The organism is Herbiconiux daphne (assembly GCF_024979295.1).
GTDB classification, from domain to species: Bacteria; Actinomycetota; Actinomycetes; order Actinomycetales; family Microbacteriaceae; genus Herbiconiux; species Herbiconiux daphnes.
This window is the reverse complement of the sequence record NZ_JANLCJ010000002.1, coordinates 131,066-147,029: the sequence shown is the minus strand read 5'-3', so window position 1 is coordinate 147,029 and position 15,964 is coordinate 131,066. Positions and strand designations below refer to the sequence as shown.

The 15,964-nt window shown below is 67.1% G+C and carries 14 protein-coding genes; 3 read left to right on the top strand and 11 right to left on the bottom strand.

Annotation, left to right across the window (positions count from 1 at the left end; genetic code table 11):
- Window positions 1-6: 6 nt before the first annotated feature.
- The 3 genes from zwf to pgl are packed head-to-tail and all read left to right on the top strand — an operon-like array spanning window position 7 to window position 3,309.
- Window positions 7-1,548, top strand: a complete 1,542-nt coding sequence (zwf, locus tag N1032_RS06145) for a glucose-6-phosphate dehydrogenase (RefSeq protein WP_259538128.1) — start codon at window positions 7-9, stop codon at window positions 1,546-1,548.
- Window positions 1,545-2,519: a glucose-6-phosphate dehydrogenase assembly protein OpcA gene (locus N1032_RS06140; protein ID WP_259538126.1), complete on the top strand. Its 975-nt coding sequence runs from the start codon at window positions 1,545-1,547 to the stop codon at window positions 2,517-2,519. Before zwf ends, N1032_RS06140 begins: the two co-directional genes overlap by 4 nt.
- A 19-nt stretch (window positions 2,520-2,538) precedes the next feature.
- Complete coding sequence (gene pgl, locus N1032_RS06135) at window positions 2,539-3,309, top strand: 6-phosphogluconolactonase (RefSeq protein WP_259538125.1); 771 nt, start codon at window positions 2,539-2,541, stop codon at window positions 3,307-3,309.
- A gap of 100 nt (window positions 3,310-3,409) precedes the next feature.
- Here pgl and N1032_RS06130 read toward each other — a convergent pair whose 3' ends face one another.
- The 11 genes from N1032_RS06130 to uvrA all read right to left on the bottom strand — a co-directional run bounded on the left by N1032_RS06130 (window position 3,410) and on the right by uvrA (window position 15,790).
- Window positions 3,410-3,775: an RNA polymerase-binding protein RbpA gene (locus N1032_RS06130; RefSeq protein WP_259538124.1), complete on the bottom strand. Its 366-nt coding sequence runs from the start codon at window positions 3,773-3,775 to the stop codon at window positions 3,410-3,412.
- 11 nt (window positions 3,776-3,786) lie between these two features.
- Entirely contained in the window at window positions 3,787-4,038 is a 252-nt protein-coding gene (secG, locus tag N1032_RS06125) for a preprotein translocase subunit SecG (RefSeq protein WP_259538123.1), read from the bottom strand.
- A gap of 75 nt (window positions 4,039-4,113) precedes the next feature.
- Window positions 4,114-4,902 carry a triose-phosphate isomerase gene (gene tpiA / locus N1032_RS06120; RefSeq protein WP_259538122.1) on the bottom strand — a complete coding sequence of 263 codons (789 nt, stop codon included), beginning with the start codon at window positions 4,900-4,902 and terminating at the stop codon, window positions 4,114-4,116.
- Window positions 4,893-6,107: a phosphoglycerate kinase gene (locus N1032_RS06115; RefSeq protein WP_259538121.1), complete on the bottom strand. Its 1,215-nt coding sequence runs from the start codon at window positions 6,105-6,107 to the stop codon at window positions 4,893-4,895. The genes tpiA and N1032_RS06115 overlap by 10 nt, the downstream gene beginning before the upstream one ends.
- Before the next feature lie 21 nt (window positions 6,108-6,128).
- Window positions 6,129-7,136, bottom strand: a complete 1,008-nt coding sequence (gap, locus tag N1032_RS06110) for a type I glyceraldehyde-3-phosphate dehydrogenase (protein ID WP_259538120.1) — start codon at window positions 7,134-7,136, stop codon at window positions 6,129-6,131.
- Between the two features lie 103 nt (window positions 7,137-7,239).
- The gene (locus N1032_RS06105; RefSeq protein ID WP_259538119.1) at window positions 7,240-7,863 is read right to left on the bottom strand and encodes a superoxide dismutase; all 624 of its coding nucleotides are present in this window, start codon (window positions 7,861-7,863) and stop codon (window positions 7,240-7,242) included.
- Window positions 7,864-7,950: 87 nt separating this feature from the next.
- Window positions 7,951-8,928 carry a DNA-binding protein WhiA gene (whiA, locus tag N1032_RS06100; protein ID WP_259538118.1) on the bottom strand — a complete coding sequence of 326 codons (978 nt, stop codon included), beginning with the start codon at window positions 8,926-8,928 and terminating at the stop codon, window positions 7,951-7,953.
- Between the two features lie 88 nt (window positions 8,929-9,016).
- Entirely contained in the window at window positions 9,017-9,895 is an 879-nt protein-coding gene (rapZ, locus tag N1032_RS06095; protein ID WP_259538117.1) for an RNase adapter RapZ, read from the bottom strand.
- A gap of 94 nt (window positions 9,896-9,989) precedes the next feature.
- Window positions 9,990-10,994: a bactofilin family protein gene (locus tag N1032_RS06090; protein WP_259538116.1), complete on the bottom strand. Its 1,005-nt coding sequence runs from the start codon at window positions 10,992-10,994 to the stop codon at window positions 9,990-9,992.
- Window positions 10,995-11,033: 39 nt separating this feature from the next.
- A complete protein-coding gene (gene uvrC, locus N1032_RS06085) occupies window positions 11,034-12,923 on the bottom strand; it encodes an excinuclease ABC subunit UvrC (RefSeq protein WP_259538115.1) in 1,890 nt (629 codons plus the stop codon).
- Window positions 12,924-12,925: 2 nt separating this feature from the next.
- Complete coding sequence (gene uvrA, locus N1032_RS06080; protein WP_259538659.1) at window positions 12,926-15,790, bottom strand: excinuclease ABC subunit UvrA; 2,865 nt, start codon at window positions 15,788-15,790, stop codon at window positions 12,926-12,928.
- Between the last annotated feature and the right edge of the window lie 174 nt (window positions 15,791-15,964).

Below are 15,964 nucleotides of genomic sequence, written 5' to 3'. Positions count from 1 at the left end.
AGTCCAATGCCTCCCGTTGAGATAACGCCGGAGTACAACCCGCTCAGGCTGCCGACCGACCGCCGTCTGAACCGGATCGCGGGGCCGTCGGGCCTCGTGATCTTCGGGGTGACCGGCGACCTGTCCCGCAAGAAGCTGATGCCGGCGGTCTACGACCTCGCCAGCCGCGGCCTTCTGCCACCTGGATTCTCGCTCGTCGGCTTCGCCCGGCGCGACTGGGAAGACCAGGACTTCGAGCGGGTGGTGCACGACTCCGTCAAGGAGCATTCCCGCACCCCCTTCGATGAAGACGTCTGGCGTCAGCTCTCCGAGGGCATCCGCTTCGTCTCGGGCGAGTTCGACGACGAGGCGGCGTTCGAGCAGCTGAAGACGACGATCGACGAGCTCGACCGCGATCGCGGCACCATGGGCAACTACGCGTTCTACCTCTCGATCCCGCCGAAGGCGTTCCCGCTCGTCACCGAGCAGCTGCGTCGTTCGGGCCTGGCCGATCAGAGCGACGACCACTGGCGTCGGGTCGTGATCGAGAAGCCGTTCGGCAGCGACCTGAAGACCGCCATCGAGCTCAACGAGGTCGTGGAGTCGGTCTTCCCGCCCGACTCGGTGTTCCGCATCGACCACTACCTCGGCAAGGAGACGGTTCAGAACATCCTGGCCCTCCGCTTCGCCAACCAGCTCTACGAGCCCATCTGGAACGCCAACTACGTCGATCACGTGCAGATCACGATGGCCGAAGACATCGGGGTGGGCGGCCGAGCCGGCTACTACGACGGAATCGGCGCGGCGCGCGACGTCATCCAGAACCACCTGCTGCAGCTCATGGCCCTCACGGCCATGGAGGAGCCGATCTCGTTCGACGCCGCAGACCTGCGGGCCGAGAAGGAGAAGGTGCTCGCGGCCGTCAAGCTGCCCGACGACCTCAGCACCGTGACCGCGCGAGGTCAGTACTCGGGCGGCTGGCAGGGCGGCGAGAAGGTTCTCGGCTTCCTCGAGGAAGACGGCATGAACCCGGAGTCGACCACCGAGACCTACGCCGCGGTGCGTCTCGACGTGGGCACCCGCCGCTGGTCGGGCGTGCCGTTCTATCTGCGGGCCGGCAAACGCCTCGGTCGCCGGGTCACCGAGATCGCGGTTGTGTTCAAGCGCGCACCGCAGTATCTCTTCGCCGAGAGCCAGACCTCGGAGCTCGGGCAGAACGCCCTGGTCATCCGGGTGCAGCCCGACGAGGGTGTGACCATCCGCTTCGGCTCGAAGGTGCCGGGTGCCGGCGTGCAGGTGCGCGACGTCACCATGGACTTCGGCTACGGGCACGCCTTCACCGAAGCGAGCCCTGAAGCCTACGAGCGACTCATCCTCGACGTGCTGCTCGGCGACCCGCCGCTGTTCCCGCGTCAGAAAGAGGTCGAGTTGTCGTGGAAGATCCTCGACCCGATCGAAGAGTACTGGACCACGCTGGGTCAGCCCGAGCAGTACCGCCCCGGAACCTGGGGGCCGAGTTCGGCTGACGAACTCCTGGCCCGCGACGGAAGAACCTGGAGACGCCCGTGATCGTCGACCTGCCTGACACCAACACGAGCAAGATCTCGAAGTCGCTCGTGAAGATCCGCGAGGAGGGCGGCGCCGTGGCCCTCGGTCGCGTGCTGACCCTCGTGATCGTCACCACCCTCGGTGAAGAAGAAGACGCGATCGAGGCGGCGAACGACGCCTCGCGCGAGCATCCGATGCGTGTGATCGTGGTCTCGACCGACCACGAGAACGACGGCATGAACACCGGCCGCGGTGCGCGCCTCGACGCCCAGATCCGTGTCGGCGGCGACGCCGGAGCGAGCGAGGTCATCGTGCTGCGCGCCTACGGTGCCGCCGCGAGCGACGACGAGAGCCTGGTCACCGGCCTGCTGCTCTCCGACGCCCCCGTGGTGGTGTGGTGGCCGGGAACGGCGCCGGAGGACGTCTCCAGCTCGAGCCTCGGCCGCATCGCCACCCGGCGCATCACCGACTCGTCGAACCAGCTCAACCCCTATGAGGCGCTGCTCAGCCGCTCGAAGTCGTACGCCCCGGGCGACACCGACTTCGCGTGGACGCGGCTCACCCTGTGGCGGGCGCAGCTCGCCGCCGTGCTCGACCAGCCGCCCTACGAGCCGGTCACCGCGATCGAGGTCTCCGGGGCATCCGACTCCCCCTCGACGCTGCTGCTGGCGGCGTGGTTGCGGCACCAGCTCAAGGTGCCGGTGCAATACGGCCTCTCGCCGCGCGCGAACGGCTCGAGCGGCATCCACGGCGTGATTCTCACCCGGGAGAGCGGACCGATCGAACTGGTGCGCGAGGTGCCCAACGTGGCGCGGTTGAGCCAGCCGAATCAGCCCACCCACGACCTCTCGCTGCCCCGCCGCAACCTGCGCGATTGCCTGGCGGAGGAGCTGCGTCGGCTCGACCCTGATGACCTGTATGGTGAAGTCATCTCCCAAGGTCTGGTCGAATTGCTGGAGAAGAACGAAGGCCTCGCTGGCGACGCAGCGTGACGAGTGAAGGTGTAGCCCTATGACAACTGATCGCCGTGTTCTCGTCCACCCCGACAAGGAGTCGCTGGCCGGCTCCGTCGCCGCCCGGTTCATCACGAAGGTGATCGACATCCTCGACGAGTTCGAGGAGGCCAACATCGTGTTGACCGGTGGCACCATGGGGAGCGCGGTGCTCGCGGCGATCAAGGCGTCACCGGCATCCGACACCATCGACTGGTCGCGCATCAACTTCTGGTGGGGCGACGAGCGGTTCGTGCCGAAGGGCGACCCCGACCGCAACGACCTGCAGGCGCGCGAGGCGCTGCTCGACCACATCCCGGTCGACGAGTCGCGGGTGCACGCCTTTCCGGCGTCAGACGAGATCGCCGACATCGACGAGGCCGCTCGCAGCTACGCCCGCGAGCTGGCCGAGGCGGCACCGGATGGCGCGGACTACCCGCGCTTCGACATCATGTTCCTCGGGGTCGGCCCCGACGGCCACATCGCCTCGCTGTTCCCCGGACACGATGAGATCCGCATCACTGACGCGACCGTCGTGCCGGTGCGCAACTCGCCCAAGCCTCCTCCCCTGCGCCTGACGCTGACGCTGCCCGTCATCCAGTCGGCCGACCGCATCTGGATGGTGCTCGCGGGTGCCGACAAGGCCTCCGCGCTGGGGCTGGCCCTCGCGGGCGCGAGCATCGACGAGGTGCCGGTCGCGGGAGCCGAGGGGCGCAAGCGCACCGTGTTCTTCGTCGACCGCGAGGCGGCGGCCGAGGTGCCGCAGTCGCTCATCGCGCCGTCGTACTGACTATCGCTGCGCTGAGAGCTGCCGTGACAGCAGAAAGGGAGCCCCACGTCATTGTGAGGCTCCCTTTCTGGTTTCAGACGAATCTGATCGACGGCGGGCGCTACTTCGAGTTGACCGTGCCGCGGCGCTCGCGCAACTGCTGGAGGGCGTCTTCGAGAAGCTGCTCGGCCTCTTTCTCGGTGCGGCGCTCTTTCACGTAGGCGAGGTGGGTCTTGTAGGGCTCGAGCTTCGCCACCGACGGCGGGTTCTCTTTGTCGCGACCGGCCGGCAGCCCCGAGGTGGGGCAGTCGATGGTCTCGGGGATCTCCTCGTCGGGCAGGTTGGCCGCGAAGTAGCGAACGGTCTCGTTGCCCAGGGCGTCCCAGTAGGAGACCTGGATGCGCTCCGCATGGAACCCGCGATCCTGTTCGCCCATCGGGCCCGCGCCCACGCGCGATCCTCGGATCGCGCTACCTCCTGATGCCATGTTCTGTGCTCCTAAATGCCTGATTCGAACTTGGTGATGAGGCCGAGCACGACGATGCTTCCGACCCAGACCAAGCCCAGGATGACGGTGATGCGGTTGAGGTTGCGCTCGGCGACCCCCGAGGCGCCGAGGTTCGAGGTGACGCCGCCTCCGAACATGTCGGAGAGACCGCCACCGCGGCCCTTGTGCAGAAGGATGAGAAGGGTCAGCAGCAGGCTCGTGATGCCGAGAACCACCTGGAGGATGACCTGAAGGATTTGCACTACTTGCCTTTCACACGCGGGAGAGCCGGATCGCTCCCCCGAGACCACAGGTAAGTATAACCCGTGGCCGGATTTTCAGACGCCGACGTGCTTCTGGTAGCGCACGATCGCGGCGAACTCGGCGATGTCGAGGCTCGCTCCGCCCACCAGCGCGCCGTCGACGTTCGGCTCGCGCATGAAGCCCGCGATGTTGCCCGAATTCACCGATCCGCCGTAGAGGATGCGCGTCGCGGCCGCCGCGTCGGCGCTGAGGCTCTCGGCCACGACCGCGCGCAGGGCCGCACCGACGGTCTCGGCCTGCTCGGGCGTCGCCGCCTGCCCCGAACCGATGGCCCACACCGGCTCGTAGGCGACCACGACATCGGCGTCCGCCTTCAGACCCTCGAGGGCCACCTTCAACTGAGCCACCGGAACGGCGCTCTGCCCGTGCTTCTCGAGGTCGTCGGCGGTCTCGCCGACGCAGATGATCGGCACGAGGCCGTGCTTGATCGCCGCTTTGACCTTCGCCGCGACATCCTCGTCGGTCTCGCCGTGCAGCGTGCGCCGTTCGGAGTGCCCGACGATGACGTAACCGCAGTCGAGCTGTGAGAGGAACTGGCCCGAGATCTCGCCGGTGTAGGCGCCGGAGTCGTGCGCCGAGACATCCTGGCCGCCGTACGCGATCTCGAGCTTGTCGGCCGAGACGAGCGTCTGCACCGAGCGGAGGTCGGTGAACGGCGGGAAGATCGCGACCTCGACGGTACTGAAGTCGTGCTTCGCATCGCTGAGCGACCAGGCGAGCTTCTGCACGAAGGCGATCGCCTGCAGGTGGTCGAGGTTCATCTTCCAGTTGCCCGCGATGAGCGGGGTGCGCTTCAGGACCATCCGAGGACCTCCAGGCCGGGGAGACGCTTGCCCTCGAGGAACTCGAGACTGGCACCGCCTCCGGTTGAGATGTGACCGAACTGGTCGTCGGAGAAGCCGAGCGCGCGCACGGCCGCCGCGGAGTCTCCACCGCCGACGACACCGAGGCCGTCGACATGGGTGAGGGCCTCGGCCACGGCCTTGGTGCCCGCCGCGAAGGGCGCCAGCTCGAACACGCCCATCGGGCCGTTCCAGAACACGGTCTTCGACGACTCGATGATCGAGGCGAAGGTGGCCGCCGTCTCAGGCCCGATGTCGAGGCCGAGTCCGGATGCCCCGAAGGGGGTGTCCTCGATGGCGTCGGCGCTCGTGGTGACGATGTCGGCGTCGGCTCCGAACTTCGATGCGACCACGACATCCGTCGGCAGCACGATCGTGACGCCGAGTTCGTCGGCCTTCGCAAGGTAACCGCGCACGGTGTCGAGCTGGTCTTCCTCGAGAAGGCTCGAGCCCACGGCGTGACCCTGGGCCTTGAGGAAGGTGAAGAGCATGCCGCCGCCGATGAGCAAGGTGTTCACGCGCGGCAGCAGGTGCCCGATGACGCCGAGCTTGTCGGAGACCTTCGATCCGCCGAGCACCACGGTGTAGGGGCGATCGGGGTTCTCGGTGAGCTTGTCGAGCACCTCGAGCTCGGTCTGGATGAGCAGACCGGCAGCGCTCGGCAGCAGTTCGGCGAGGTCGTAGACGCTCGCCTGCTTGCGGTGCACGACGCCGAAGCCGTCGGAGACGAAGGCGTCGCCGAAGGCGGCCAGCTTCTCGGCGAAACCGCGACGCTCCGCATCGTCTTTGCTCGTCTCCCCCGCGTTGAAGCGCAGGTTCTCGAGCAGGGCGATGTCGCCGTCGTCGAGACCCGAGACGGCCTCCTCGGCCGCCTCGCCCACCGTGTCGTGCGCGAACACGACCGGCTTGCCGAGCAGCTCGCTGAGGCGCTGGGCCACCGGCTCCAAGGTGTACTTGGCGTCGGGAGCGCCGTCGGGGCGGCCGAGGTGGCTCACCACCACGACCTTCGCTCCGGCGTTCAGCAGTGCGTTCAGGGTGGGCAGGCTCGCGCGCACGCGCCCATCGTCGGTGATGACCCCGTCCTTCACAGGAACGTTGAGGTCACACCGCACGATGACGCGCTTGCCGGCGAGCGATCCGAGGGAGTCGAGAGTGCGGAGCGTCACGGATTCGCTTTCAGGGTTCGGTTACAGCCGGTCGGCGACGTACTCGGTGATGTCGACGAGACGGTTGGAGTAGCCCCACTCGTTGTCGTACCACGAGGCGACCTTGACCTGGTTGCCGATCACCTTGGTGAGGCCGGCGTCGAAGATCGACGAGTGCGGGTCGGAGACGATGTCGCTCGACACGATCGGGTCTTCGGTGTAGCTCAGGATGCCCTTGAGCTCGCCGTTCGCGGCGTTCTTGTAGGCCTCGTTGATCTGCTCGACCGAGGCCGGGTTGGTCAGCTCGACCGTGAGGTCGGTGATCGAACCGGTCGGAACCGGAACGCGCAGCGCGTAGCCGTCGAGCTTGCCGACCAGCTCGGGGATGACGAGGCCGAGGGCCTTGGCCGCACCGGTGGAGGTCGGGATGATGTTGATCGCGGCGGCGCGGGCACGGCGCAGGTCGCTGTGCGGGCCGTCCTGCAGGTTCTGGTCGGCGGTGTAGGCGTGCACCGTCGTCATGAGGCCGCGCTCGATGCCGAAGTTGTCGAGCAGCACCTTGGCGAGCGGCGCGAGGCAGTTCGTGGTGCAGGAGGCGTTCGAGATGATGTCGTGGATGGCGGGGTCGTAGGTGCCCTCGTTCACACCGAGCACCAGCGTGGCGACGTCGCTGCCGGTGGCGGGCGCCGAGACGATGACCTTCTTGGCGCCGGCGGTGATGTGCTGACGGGCGTCGTCGCTCTTGGTGAAGCGGCCGGTCGACTCGATGACGATGTCGACGCCCAGCTCGCCCCAGGGCAGGTCGGCGGGGTTGCGCTCGGCGAGCACGATGATCGGCTTGCCGTTGACGACGATCTTGTCGCCGTCGAGCTCGACCTTGGCGTCAAGGCGACCCGTGATGGAGTCGTACTTGAGCAGGTGAGCGAGCGCCTTGTTGTCGGTCAGGTCGTTGACCGCGACGATCTCGAGGTCACTTCCCTTCGCGAGGGCGGCGCGGAAGAAGTTGCGACCGATGCGGCCGAAGCCGTTGATGCCGATCTTTACAGACACGAATTGCTCCTGTTGCTGGGGCCCGGGTGGGCAGAGTGGTGGGTAGCGGTGGAGAAGGAGGGCGGGGCCGGCACGTGAGCCGGCCCCGCCGGATCCTGCGTCGCTAAGACAGTATCAGCAGGCCCGCGGTCTTCTCACGGGCGGCGCTGAGGCGCTCGGCGACGTTCGCCCAGTTGGCGATGTTCCAGACGGCCTTGATGTAGTCGGCACGCACGTTGAGGTAGTCGAGGTAGTAGGCGTGCTCCCAGACGTCGAGCATGAACAGCGGAACGACGCCGAACGGCACGTTGCCCTGCTGGTCGAACAGCTGGAACACGGTGAGCTGCTGGCCGATGACGTCCCAGCCGAGCACGGCCCAGCCGGAGCCCTGCACGCCGAGCGCGACGGCGGTGAAGTGCGCCTGGAACTTCTCGAACGACCCGAAGGCGTCGTCGATGGCGGCCGCCAGCTCGCCCTCGGGGGTCTGGGAGTCGGGGGTCAGGTTCGTCCAGAACACCGAGTGGTTGACGTGACCGCCGAGGTTGAAGGCGAGGTCTTTCTCGAGCTTGTTGACGTTGGCGAGATCGCCGGCCTCACGGGCTGCGGCGAGCGAGGCGAGAGCGGTGTTGGCGCCCGCGACGTAGGTGGCATGGTGCTTGTCGTGGTGCAGCTGCATGATCTTGCCGCTGATGTGGGGCTCGAGCGCGGCGTAGTCGTACGGCAGCTCAGGCAGAGTGTACTCAGCCATTGATGATCTCCTCGTGTTTGACGCCGCCGACCTGATTCGCGGCGGCTGTTGAGTGACTCTTTCAGTCTATTGCGATTGGCGACGTCGTCAGTCGTCGAGGTCGGGCGGAAGATTGGCCTCCGTGCCCGGAATTCCGAGATCGGTGGCCTGCTTGTCGGCCATCGCGAGCAGCCGGCGGATGCGCCCGGCGATCGCGTCTTTGGTCATCGGCGGGTCGGCGTGGTGGCCGAGCTCGTCGAGGCTCGAGTCGCGGTGGGCCAGGCGGAGCTCGCCGGCGTATTTCAAGTGGTCGGGGATGTCGTCGCCGAGGATCTCCATCGCGCGCTCCACCCGGGCGCACGCCGCGACGGCCGCCTGGGCCGAGCGGCGCAGGTTGGCGTCGTCGAAGTTGACGAGCCGGTTGGCGGTGGCGCGCACCTCGCGCCGCTGACGCATCTCCTCCCACTTCTTCACGGTCTCGGTCGCGCCCATGACGGAGAGCATCGCGGCGATGGCCTCTCCGTCGCGGATGACGACGCGGTGAACGCCGCGCACCTCCCGCGCCTTGGTCGAGACGCCGAGGCGGGATGCCGCGCCGACCAGGGCCATCGCGGCCTCGTTGCCCGGGCACGTGATCTCGAGCGCCGCCGAGCGGCCGGGGTCGGTGAGCGAGCCGCTGGCGAGGAACGCTCCCCGCCACACGGCGGCGAGGTCGTCGCGGCCGCCCGTGGTCAGCCGGTTCGGCAGGCCGCGGATGGGGCGTCGCCGGGCGTCGAGCAGGCCGGTCTGGCGGGCCAGGGTCTCGCCGCCGTCGAGCACGCGCACGAGGTAGTAGCCCTCCCGCCGGGCCCCGGATGCCGCGACCATCGACACGTCGCCCTTGACCCCGTAGAGCTCTGCGAGGTCGCGCAGCACGCGCTTCACGATGTCGGGGGTGTCGAGCTCGGCCTCGATCGCGATGCGCGACGAGATGAGGTGCAGTCCCCCGGCGAACCGGAGGATGGTTGCGAGCTCGGCGGCCCGAACGGTCGTCTTACTGACCGTGACGCGGGTCAGCTCGTCTTTGACGTCGGCGGTGAGAGCCAATATGGAAACCTTCTTCTACTTCTCTTCGATGATTCACCTGCAGTTCACCGGCCGGCGGGCAGACCTGCCCCGCGACCGGTGCCGCCGATCACTCGCGACCGAGGTCGCGGTGCTTGACGTTGACGACCACGCCGGGAAATCGGCCGATGTGGTCGGCGAGCTCGCGGGCGATCGCGACGGAGCGGTGCTTTCCACCGGTGCATCCGATCGCGATCGTCGCATGTCTCTTGTTCTCTCGCTGATACCCCGCGAGAACGGGTTCGAGCGCCTTGGCATAGGCCTCGACGAATTCCTTCGCCCCGGACTGACCGAGCACGTAGTCGCTGACGTCGGCGTCGAGTCCGGTGTGCGCCCGCAACTCCGGCACCCAGAACGGGTTGGGCAGGAACCGGGCGTCGGCGATGCCATCGGCATCGGTCGGCGCGCCGTACTTGAAGCCGAAGCTCATCACCGTCACCTGCACGCCGGCCGTGTCGACGGTCGAGAACTTCTCCTGCACCGCGGTTGCGAGCTGGTGGATGTTGAGGTCGGACGTGTCGATGATGATGTCGCTCGACTCGCGGATGGGGCTGAGCCGCGCGCGCTCCGCGCCGATGCCGTCGAGCAGGGTGCCGTTGCCCTGCAGCGGGTGCGGCCGGCGAACCTGCTCGAACCGGCGCACGAGCGCCTGATCGGTGGCCTCGAGAAACACGACCCGCAGCTGGGTTCCGCCTCGGAGCGCCTGGATGATGTCTTGCAGATCGGAGAAGAAGTCGCGTCCGCGCACATCGACCACGGCGGCGATGCGCGGCAGGGTCGAGCCGGCGTGCTCGGCGAGGTCGACCAGCGGCCGCAGCATCTGCGGCGGCAGGTTGTCGACGACGTACCAGCCGAGGTCTTCGAGCGCGTTCGCCACCGTGGAGCGACCCGCGCCGGACATGCCCGTGACGATGAGCACTTCCTGCTGCTCGGGTGTTTCGGGGCTCATCGTGTCTCGGGTGCTTTCGGTGTCTCGGGTGCTGTCGCCTCGTCGGTGGTCTCGTCTAAGACTATCGGGCGGGGCCGACGATCGGGCTTGCCGGTCACCCTCCCTGACGCTGGGGCCAGAACGCCATTCGCTCGCGCGCGACCTCGATCACGAGTTCGTATTGACGGATGTACGACGCTGCGAGGTCACCGTACGACGTGCGCCTGACCTCGGCAGCAGCATTGGGTAACAACTCGTGGAGGGGCCCATGACTCCAGCTCCAACAGGTGTGGTGAACCCGTGCCGAGTTGCCGGCGGTGCGGAAAACCGTCAGGGCGTTGTCGTTGGGCCCCATCGACTCGAGGTACAGCACATGGGTGACCGACTCGATGAGCGCGTCTTCGTCGATGATCGCGCGCCCCGCGATCGAGAGTGGCGCCCGCACCTGAGCCATCCCGGTGATGATCGTCGTGCCCGAGACCTTCGCATCCATCACGACCGGACTTGCTCCATTCGAGGAGTGGCTTCCGTCGATCCGAGCCTTGCCGCTGATCTGAGCAGTGCCGCCGACTGTTGCGAATCCTCCGACGATGGCCTGATCCCAGACGATCGCATTACCCTCGATGCGAGCGTGGCCGTGGACTGACGCTGTGCCGCCCACCCTCGTCAGATCGTCGACATGGCAATGCCCTCTCACCCTGGCCATGTCGAAGACCTGCGCGTAGCCCGTCACGATGGCCGAGCCCCAGACCTCCGCTTCGCCGAAGATGTGAGCGTGATGCTCGACTCGGACGCTGCCCGACACGCACGCGGAACCGCTCACCCGCGCCTCGCCCTCGACGCGGGCGTTTCGGAAGACGTGGCTCTGACCCTGGACGACGGCATTTCCGAGGATCCGGGCATCGTCGTGAACCCACGCCAGGCCTGACAGGCGAGGCTGACCGGCATGGGGCGAGGCCGGATCAGTGATCGATTCGCTCGGCATCCAGCCACCCAGATCGCCCACGTCGACCGCTGGCGTGTGCTCGGTGGCTGCCCGAGGTTCGAGGGCACGCAGCTGTCGAAGCACTGCGCCGGTACTGTCGACCCTCGTGACGTCCGTGAGCTCGTAAGTGATCATACAGTGCCGTTCGAAAGGGAATGAATATCCCTCAGTATCTCACGAGTGCAACTGGTGATGCACGGTGGCGGCGAGCTGCGGACCGATTCCCTTCACCTCGGAGATGGCCGACGGCTCGGCCTTCTTGAGCTCGGCGACCGAACCGAAGTGCCGCAGCAGCTCGCGCACGCGCGACGGGCCTAGCCCCGGGATCTCGGTGAGCACCGACGTGATGTCGCGCTTTCGCCGCGACCGCTGGTGGGTGATCGCGAAGCGGTGCGCCTCGTCGCGGATGCGCTGGATCATGAACAGCGCCTCGCTGCCACGCGGCAGGATGACCGGGTAGTCGGTGTCGGGCAGCCACACCTCCTCGAGCCGCTTCGCGATTCCGGCCAGGAAGATGCCCTGCACGCCCGACTCCTCGAGCGCACGGGCGGCCGCGTTGACCTGAGGCTGCCCGCCGTCGACGATCAGCAGGTTCGGCGGGTAGGAGAACTTCTTGCGTCTGGTGGGTTCGACCGGACCTTCGCCCACGCCGAAGACCGCTTCGTCGGCATCCGTCTTCGGCTCCTCTTTCAGGTATGCGAGCCGGCGCGTGAGCACCTGGTAGATCGACTCGGTGTCGTCGGTGGAGTCGGCGATCGAGAACCGGCGGTACTGGTCTTTGCGGGCGAGCCCGTCTTCGAACACCACCATCGACGCCACGATGTTCGTGCCGCCGAGGTGCGACACGTCGAAGCACTCCATGCGCAGCGGGGCATCCGTCATGCCCAGGGCCTCCTGGATGTCGGTGAGCGCCTGCGACCGGGCCACGAAGTCGGATGACCGCCGGGTCTTGTAGAGCATGAGGTTGTTCTTGGCGTTCATCGTGGCGGTCTGCATGAGGGCGGCCTTCTCACCGCGCTGGGCGGTGCGCAGCCGCACCTTGCCCTTCTGACGCCGCTCGCCGAGCCAGGTCTCGAGCTCGTCGCGGTCGTCGGGCAGCGCCGGAACGATGATCTCCTTCGGCGGCTCGTCGCCGTCGTAGGCCTGCTGCAGGATCGAGTCGACCAGTTCGGCCGTGTCGACGTCGATCTCTTTGTCGACCGTCCAGCTGCGCTCACCGCGGATGCGGCCGCCGCGCACGATGAACTGCTGAACGGATGCCGCCAGCTCGTCGTGCTCGATGGCGAACAGGTCGGCGTCGACACTGTCGGCGAGCACCACGGCGCTCTTGGCCAGCACCGCCTCGAGGGCCTGCAGCTGATCGCGGTATTTCGCGGCGGACTCGTAGTCCTGCCGCTCGGCCGCCTCGCGCATGTTCTTCGAGGCGGCGGTGACGAAACGCTTGTCGCCGCCGGCCATGAAGGCCACGAAGTCGTTCACGATCTCGCGGTGCTCCTCGATGGTCACCCGACCCGAGCAGGGGCCGCCGCAGCGGCCGATCTGGCCCGGGAAGCAGGGGCGGCCGGTCTGCATCGCGTGCTTGTAGCTCGAGTCGGAGCAGGTGCGGATGGGGAACGCCTTGATCATCAGATCGACGGTGTCTTTGACCGCCCAGATCTTCGGGTAGGGCCCGAAGTAGCGGGCGCCCCGAATGTTGTGGTTGCGCGTCACCATCACCCGCGGCGACTCGTCGGCCAGCGTGATCGCCATGAACGGGTAGGTCTTGTCGTCACGGAACTTGACGTTGAACGGCGGGTTGAACTCCTTGATCCAGGTGTATTCCAGCTGCAACGACTCGATGTCGGTGGCTACGACGGTCCACTCCACGCCGGCTGCGGTCGTGACCATGCGGCGGGTGCGCTCGTGCAGACTGCGCAACGGCGCGAAGTAGTTGCTCAGGCGGGCGCGCAGGTTCTTCGCCTTGCCCACGTAGAGCACGCGGCCGCTTGCGTCTTTGAACCGGTAGACCCCCGGCTGGGTCGGGATCTCCCCCGCCTTCGGGCGGTAACTGACGGTGTCTGCCATGGCTACTTCTGCGCGAGCACCTCGGCGAGGAACCTGCCGGTATGGCTTCCTTCCGTCTTGGCGACCTTCTCGGGTGTGCCCGTGGCGATGACCGTGCCGCCGCCGGAACCGCCCTCGGGACCGAGGTCGATGACCCAGTCGGACGACTTGATCACGTCGAGGTTGTGCTCGATCACGATCACGGTGTTGCCCTTATCGACCAGCCCGTTGAGCACGAGCAGCAGCTTGCGCACGTCTTCGAAGTGCAGGCCCGTCGTCGGCTCGTCGAGCACGTAGACGCTGCGGCCGTTCGACCGCCGCTGGAGCTCGGTCGCGAGCTTCACGCGCTGCGCCTCGCCACCGCTCAGGGTGGTCGCGCTCTGGCCGAGCCGCACGTAACCCAGGCCGACCTCGACGAGGGTCTTCAAGAAGCGGTGGATGGCCGAGATCGGCTCAAAGAACTCGGCCGCCTCGCTGATGGGCATGTCGAGCACCTCGGAGATGCTCTTGCCCTTGTAGTGCACGCTCAGGGTGTCGCGGTTGTAGCGCGACCCACCGCACACCTCGCACGCCACGTAGACGTCGGGCAGGAAGTTCATCTCGATCTTGATCGTGCCGTCACCCGAGCACGCCTCGCAGCGGCCGCCCTTGACGTTGAACGAGAACCGACCCGGCAGATAGCCGCGAGCCTTCGCCTCGGCGGTCTCGGAGAAGAGCGTGCGGATGCGGTCGAACACCCCCGTGTAGGTCGCCGGGTTCGACCGCGGGGTGCGGCCGATCGGCGCCTGGTCGACGTGCACGACTTTGTCGAGCTGGTCGAGCCCGGTGACCCGCTTGTGTTTGCCGGGGAGCTTTCGCGCCCCGTTCAGCTGATTGGCCAGCACGCGGTAGAGGATGTCGTTCACGAGACTCGACTTGCCGGAGCCCGAGACACCCGTGACCGCCGTCATCACCCCGAGCGGGAAGTCGGCCGTGACCTTCTTGAGGTTGTTGGCCTCGGCGTCGACGACCGTGATCATGCGCTTCTTGTCGATCGGCCGCCGCTTCTTCGGCACCGCGATCGACTTGCGCCCCGCGAGGTAGTCGCCGGTGAGTGAATCGGTGTTAGCGAGCAGCTCGTCGTAGTGCCCGGAGTGCACCACCGTGCCGCCGTTGACGCCGGCACCCGGCCCGATGTCGACGATCCAGTCGGCGGTGCGGATGGTGTCTTCGTCGTGCTCCACCACGATCAGGGTGTTACCGAGGCTCTTGAGCTTCACCAGGGTGTCGATCAGCCGGCGGTTGTCGCGCTGATGCAGCCCGATCGATGGCTCGTCGAGCACGTAGAGCACGCCCGTGAGCCCCGAACCGATCTGGGTCGCCAGACGGATGCGCTGGGCCTCGCCACCCGAGAGCGACCCGGCCGAGCGCGCCAGGTTGAGGTAGTTGAGCCCCACCTCGATCAAGAAGTCGAGCCGGGCCTTGATCTCGCGCAGCACCTGCGCACCGATCATCGCTTCGCGATCGGTGAGCACGAGGGTTCCCATGAACCGCTGTGCGTCGGCGAGACTGAGCTCCGCGGCATCCGCGATGCTGTGACCGTTGACGGTGACCGCGAGCACTTCGGGCTTGAGTCGCTTGCCGTTGCAGACGGGGCAGGGCACCTCGCGCAGGTATTCGCTCCAGCGTGCCCGCTGCGAGTCGCTCTCGGCCTGCAGAAACTGGCGCTCGATGTAAGGCATCACGCCCTCGAAGCCCGAGGTGTAGCTCATCTCGCGGCCGTAGCGGTTCTTCCACTTGACCTTGACCTCGAAGTTGTTGCCGCGCAGGATCGCCTCCTGCACGTCGGGCTTCAACTTCTTCCACGGCGTGTTGAGCGAGAAGTCGAGGTCGCGCGCGAGGCCGTCGAGCAGCTTCTCGTAGTACTGGAAAAGGCCCTTGCCCTGCGTCGTCCACGGGATGATGACGCCGTCGTTGATGCTGAGGTCTTCGTCGCCGAGCAGCAGGTCTTGGTCGACCGACATGCGGGTGCCGAGGCCCGAGCACTCGGGGCACGCGCCGAACGGGGCGTTGAACGAGAAGGTGCGCGGCTCGATCTCGGTGAGCTGGATGGGGTGCTGGTTGGGGCAGCTAAGCTTCTCGGAGAAGGTGGCCCAGGCTTCGGGCCCGTTCTCGTCGACGTAGTTGATCTGCACCAGACCGTCGGTGAGCCGCAGGGCGGTCTCGAGCGAGTCGGTGAGACGGCCCAGGATGTCGGGGCCCGCCACGAGCCGGTCGACCACCACCGAGATGTCGTGCTTGAACTGCTTCTTCAGCTTCGGCGGCTCGGCGAGCTGGATCATGTCGCCGTCGACGATCGCCCGCGAGTAGCCGCTCGCGCTCAGCTCTTTGAAGAGGTCGACGAACTCGCCCTTCTTCTGCGAGATGACCGGGCTGAGAATCTGGTAGCGCACGCCGGGCTCGAGCTCCATGAGCTGATCGGCGATCTGCTGCACCGTCTGCGCCGAGATGAGCTCGCCGCAGATGGGACAGTGCGGTACGCCGATGCGCGCCCAGAGCAGACGCATGTAGTCGTAGATCTCGGTGATCGTGCCCACGGTCGACCGGGGGTTGCGGTTGGTCGACTTCTGGTCGATCGACACCGCGGGGCTGAGGCCCTCGATGAAGTCGACGTCGGGTCGGTCGACCTGGCCGAGGAACTGGCGCGCGTACGCGCTCAGGCTCTCGACGTATCGGCGCTGGCCCTCGGCGAAGATCGTGTCGAACGCGAGGCTCGACTTGCCCGAACCGGACAGGCCCGTGAAGACCACGAGGGAGTCTCGGGGAATCTCGATGCTGACGTCGCGCAGGTTGTGCACCCGCGCCCCGTGCACGCTCAGCTTGCCCGTGGGGGCGAGGAAGGAGGGCACGAAGGAGTCAACGGAATCCAGGGAATCTACGCTCGAAATCGACACCCCGAAAGTCTATGGCGACCCACCGACACCGGTGCCGGATTACGCTCACGGCTTGACCTCTCAGGGCTGAGTCGCAGGTGCGGACGGGCCTGGGGCGGCAGCTGAGTCGCCGCCGCCGCCGGGCCTCCG